The 809-nt window shown below is 59.0% G+C and carries 1 protein-coding gene and 1 tRNA gene; one reads left to right on the top strand and one right to left on the bottom strand.

All coding sequences use genetic code 11. The features are described 5' to 3' along the window. Window positions 1–137: 137 nt before the first annotated feature. Window positions 138–214, top strand: a tRNA-Arg gene (locus A3754_RS03105). Between the two features lie 66 nt (window positions 215–280). Here A3754_RS03105 and A3754_RS03110 read toward each other — a convergent pair. Beyond that, window positions 281–809 (bottom strand): AraC family transcriptional regulator (locus tag A3754_RS03110; RefSeq protein ID WP_156496730.1); only part of this gene is annotated, 529 nt, incomplete at its 5' end.

An 809-nucleotide genomic window follows, 5' to 3' on the forward strand; every position in this document is an offset into this window, starting at 1 on the left:
CTTATACTCGGATACCGGAAGGCGCTCCCGGCGCGCCGATTATAGCGATCCCGACACAGGATGCACCCAATCCATGGACGAGACCGCCGCAACCCGCTATCATTCGCGCCCGTTGAACCCCAAGTTCTTCAAGTTTTGCGCCCGTAGCTCAGCTGGATAGAGCGTTGCCCTCCGGAGGCAAAGGTCAGAGGTTCGAATCCTCTCGGGCGTGCCATCTAAAAAGGGCCTTCCAAATGTGGGAGGCCCTTTTTTATGGGTCACAAAAAATCCGCGGGACATCCTACGCCTTCTCTCGATACGCGCTGGGCGAACATCCCTGCCAACGACGGAAGGCACGCACGAAGCCTCCGGCATCGGTGTATCCCAAATGGGCCGCCAATTCCTCGATCTTCATGGTAGTGGTGTTCAGTAATTGCAGCGCCAGTTGGCGACGTTCTTCTTCGACCAGATCCCGGTAACTGGCGCCCTCCTGTTCCAGTTTGCGGCGCAGGCTGCGAGTGGAGAGGGCCAGCTCGCTGGCCATGTCATTGAGAGTGGCCCCCAGGCCCAGTTCACCGAGCAGTTTCTGCCGAACCTTGCCGGCAAGGCCGCTGTTTTCCACGGTATCCATACGCTTCTGGCATTGCTGTTCGAGCATGCGGGTAAGTACCGGATCGTAACCGGGGAACGGCTGACCGGCGCCAGCGCGGTTGACCAGAATGCGGTTGGCACTGGCATGAAAGGCAGGAGCGATGCCACACAGGCTTTCAATGGCAGAGGCACTGACATCCGGTTCACCGGTGAACTCGACCCCCTTGAATTCCACCCCT

It is taken from the genome of Alcanivorax sp. HI0083, from assembly GCF_001635175.1.